Origin of the sequence: Paenalcaligenes sp. (assembly GCF_030152715.1) — a bacterium.
GTDB lineage: Bacteria > Pseudomonadota > Gammaproteobacteria > Burkholderiales > Burkholderiaceae_B > Paenalcaligenes > Paenalcaligenes hermetiae.
Genome location: NZ_JASLIX010000047.1, coordinates 1 through 3,990 on the forward strand (window position 1 = coordinate 1; position 3,990 = coordinate 3,990).

Annotated in this window: 5 protein-coding genes; all 5 read left to right on the forward strand. The window is 48.2% G+C overall.

Features of this window, described 5'->3' with window-relative positions:
* Window positions 1–808: DUF1338 family protein (locus tag Q1V74_RS03420; protein ID WP_300647060.1), on the forward strand; the 808-nt coding region annotated here is incomplete at its 5' end.
* Between the two features lie 57 nt (window positions 809–865).
* The gene (rfbD, locus tag Q1V74_RS03425; RefSeq protein ID WP_300647061.1) at window positions 866–1,762 is read left to right on the forward strand and encodes a dTDP-4-dehydrorhamnose reductase; all 897 of its coding nucleotides are present in this window, start codon (window positions 866–868) and stop codon (window positions 1,760–1,762) included.
* A 26-nt stretch (window positions 1,763–1,788) separates the two neighbouring features.
* Window positions 1,789–2,658: a glucose-1-phosphate thymidylyltransferase RfbA gene (rfbA, locus tag Q1V74_RS03430; protein ID WP_300647062.1), complete on the forward strand. Its 870-nt coding sequence runs from the start codon at window positions 1,789–1,791 to the stop codon at window positions 2,656–2,658.
* Window positions 2,655–3,206 carry a dTDP-4-dehydrorhamnose 3,5-epimerase gene (rfbC, locus tag Q1V74_RS03435; protein WP_300647063.1) on the forward strand — a complete coding sequence of 184 codons (552 nt, stop codon included), beginning with the start codon at window positions 2,655–2,657 and terminating at the stop codon, window positions 3,204–3,206. Before rfbA ends, rfbC begins: the two co-directional genes overlap by 4 nt.
* Window positions 3,207–3,235: 29 nt before the next feature.
* Window positions 3,236–3,990, forward strand: a 755-nt coding sequence (gene rfbB / locus Q1V74_RS03440; RefSeq protein WP_300647064.1) for a dTDP-glucose 4,6-dehydratase, incomplete at its 3' end; no start/stop codon positions are given.

Here is a 3,990-nt window from a genome sequence, read left to right on the forward strand (position 1 = left end):
CGCCACCGTAACTAGCTCACAATACGACGCGCTACATGACCAACATCGCTTAATCGCCGACGTGGTTGCATTTAAAGGCCCGCATATTAATCACCTGACGCCTCGCACTCTGGATATTGATGCCGTACAACACCAAATGCCCCAACGGGGTATCCAGCCCAAAGCCGTTATCGAAGGCCCACCCCGCCGCCAACACCCCATTTTATTGCGCCAAACCAGCTTTAAAGCCCTAGAAGAAGCCGTACGCTTTACTGACCAACACGGCCACGAGCGTGGCAGTCACACCGCCCGTTTTGGGGAAATTGAACAGCGCGGTGCCGCGCTTACCACCAAAGGGCGCGAGCTATATGACCAACTGCTAGCCGCCACACGCAACGATATGGGCGGCGCTCCCACCGAAGCCAATGCTCAGCAGTATTACGCTACCCTAGAACATCACTTTCAGGCTTTCCCCGATGATTTATTCAGTCTGTTCCAGCAAGATTTAGCGTATTTTCATTACACCCCAACGGAACAAGGTTTAGCCAAAGCCGGTCAATACTCCGCTGACACCTCCATTGCCCAGCTTGTTGAAAATGGCGACGTGCAACTAGACCCTATTGTGTACGAAGACTTTTTGCCCGTCAGTGCCGCGGGGATTTTTCAATCCAATCTGGGCGACAATCGCACCACTGAATACAAACAGCTTTCTAACCAAGCGCGCTTTGAGCGCGATCTAGGCTGTGCTGTCATCGATGAACAAAGCATGTATCAAGAAACCGCGCAACGCTCTTTGGCACAATGCTTAAAAGCCCTTGGCATGAAATAATTCTTATTTGTTCGCAGCGAGCCAACCGGCTCGCTGCTAGAGCCATATAATGTATGAATGCAGCATATTTTAATTTTAGGTAAAGACGGACAGATTGGTACAGAATTACAACGTAGCTTATCTGTTCTAGGGCAAGTAACGGCGCTAGGTCGTGACCGCGCTGATTTATTAAATATAAAGGCATTACATACTACGTTGGCGCAGATTCAACCCAGCGTCATCGTGAATGCCGCCGCATATACTGCTGTGGACAAAGCAGAATCCGACCAAGCCACCGCGCAGCGTATCAACGCCGAAGCCATTGGCTGTATTGGGCGGTTTGCTTCTAAAAATCATGCCCTAGTGGTGCATTATTCCACCGATTATGTCTTTGATGGTAAACAAACTACGCCCTATACCGAAAAAGACCAACCCAATCCACAAAACGTCTATGGTCAAACCAAACTGGACGGGGAAATCGCCCTGCGCCACAGCGGCTGTGAGCAGTTAATTTTTAGAACCAGCTGGGTATTTGCTGGGCACGGTAATAACTTTTTGCGCACGATGATGCGTTTAGCCATGCAGCGCGAACAGCTTACTGTGGTAGACGACCAGTTTGGGGCACCGACTTCGGCCGAGCTGATCGCAGATGTAACCGCTCTGGCTATTTGGGCACACCGCCACGGGCAGATGCCTTCGGGGTTGTATCACCTGACGGCCGCTGGGCAAACCAGTTGGCATGGCTTTGCTCGCTACATTGTGCAACAGATGATTGTGCATGGTATGCGCCCCCGCGTACAGCCTGACAATGTTTTGGCCATCCCCTCATCAGACTACCCCACCCCTGCCACACGCCCTGCTTTTTCTCATTTAAATAGCAGCTTATTACAGGGGCAGCTAGACTTACAGTTGCCTCACTGGCAAACTCATGTACGGCGTGCCGTAGCGCAATTAGCTCTATTTGCACAGCTTTAACCTCCTATTACAAAGCTTTAAACACAATGGGTCACAAAGGTATCCTTTTAGCTGGCGGATCTAATACACGACTACATCCTGTCACACTAGCGATTAATAAACAGCTTTTACCTATTTACGATAAACCCATGATTTACTATCCGCTTTCTACGCTAATGTTAGCGGGTATACGCGATATTTTAGTGATTTCCACACCTCAAGACATACTGCGGTTTGAGCAACTGCTTGGTGATGGCTCACAATGGGGTTTAAATTTATCCTACGCCGTGCAGCCAAGCCCCGATGGCTTGGCCCAAGCCTATATGATTGGGGCAGACTTTGTCGGTAATCACCCCTCTGTATTAGTGCTGGGTGATAATATTTTCTATGGCCATCATTTTCATAAGCTATTACAAAGCACCTGCCAGCGACAGATCGGTGCCACGGTGTTTGCCTACCACGTCCATGACCCTGAACGTTATGGCGTAGTAGAGTTCACCCCCACAGGAAAAGTCTTATCCCTAGAGGAAAAACCCACACAACCTAAATCTAATTATGCCGTCATGGGGTTATATTTTTATGATAATCAGGCAGTGGATTTAGTACGGGATCTGAAACCTTCAGCACGCGGTGAATTAGAAATTACCGACTTAAATAAACTATACCTTGCCCAAAACCAACTTCATGTCGAGATTATGGGGCGAGGCTATGCTTGGCTCGATACGGGTACCCCGGAATCCTTACTAGAAGCGAGCCAGTTCATTGCCACCATTGAAAATCGTCAAGGGCTAAAAATATCCTGTCCAGAAGAAATCGCTTACCGTCAGGGCTGGATCGATGCCGAACAGCTACAACGCTTAGCCACACCACTGGCTAAAAATAGCTATGGACAGTATTTAATGGGGTTATTGAAGTGAAAGCAACAGCCCTAGCTATTCCCGAAGTATTCCTGATTGAGCCCAAAGTGTTCAATGACAAACGAGGCTTCTTTTTTGAAAGTTTTAATCACCGCCTATTCGAAGCAGCGATTGGCCGTACAGTTAAGTTTGTACAAGACAACCATTCTAAATCTGTTCAACACGTATTACGCGGGCTGCACTTTCAAACTCAACAGCCTCAGGGCAAACTAATACGCGTGATACAGGGAGAAGTTTTTGATGTAGCGGTGGATATTCGCCCGGATTCGCCTACCTGTGGCCAATGGGTAGGAACATATTTATCAGCAGAAAACAAACACCAGCTCTGGGTGCCCGAAGGTTTTGCACATGGTTTTTTGGTGCTGTCCGAGAGCGCCGAGTTTTTATATAAAACCACGGATTATTATGCCCCACAGTTTGAGGTCACTATTGCTTGGAATGACCCTGATTTAAATATTGACTGGCCTTTTACAGGCGATCCAATCCTATCTGCCAAAGATCAAGCAGCTATGAGCCTGAAAAGCTATTTAACTAACCAATTTAAGTGATTTACCCACCTATGCCAATTGGAAAGCATATGCGTATCCTTGTAACTGGAGGAGCAGGTTTTATTGGATCTGCAGTCATCCGTCATTTAATCGATCACACGACTTTTCATGTCGCTAATCTAGATAAACTCACCTACGCGGGCAATGTGGCGTCTTTAGCACACGCCAAAGACGCCGATCGCTATACCTTTTATCACCATGACATTTGCGATGCCCAAGCGGTGGCACGTATTTTTTCAGAATTTAAGCCCACGACCGTCATGCATTTAGCGGCCGAATCGCACGTGGATCGATCGATTACAGGGCCCGGTGCGTTTATTCAAACCAATATTGTAGGGACCTATACGCTTTTAGAAGCCGCACGAGATTACTGGACACAGTTACCCGAAACAGAGAAAACCGCGTTCCGTTTTCATCATGTGTCTACCGATGAGGTCTACGGCGATTTAGACGGTACCGACGATTTATTTACCGAAACCACCCCCTATGCTCCTAGCTCTCCGTATTCGGCCTCTAAAGCCAGCTCGGATCATTTAGTGCGCGCTTGGTATCGTACTTATGGGCTACCGGTGGTGATTACGAACTGCTCGAATAACTATGGGCCATATCATTTCCCCGAAAAGCTGATTCCCCATATGATTCTGAGCGCATTGGCAGGCAAACCACTGCCGGTGTATGGTAACGGCCAGCAGATTCGCGACTGGCTTTATGTCGAAGACCACGCCCGCGCCTTAGTCAAAGTCGCTACCTGTGGGGCTATTGGTGAAACCTATAATATCGGCGG

Bases quoted from the DNA above. Each gene is read 5' to 3' on its own strand.
- rfbD (WP_300647061.1), top strand. From the start codon at position 866: ATGCAGCATATTTTAATTTTAGGTAAAGACGGACAGATTGGTACAGAA.
- rfbA (WP_300647062.1), top strand. From the start codon at position 1,789: ATGGGTCACAAAGGTATCCTTTTAGCTGGCGGATCTAATACACGACTA.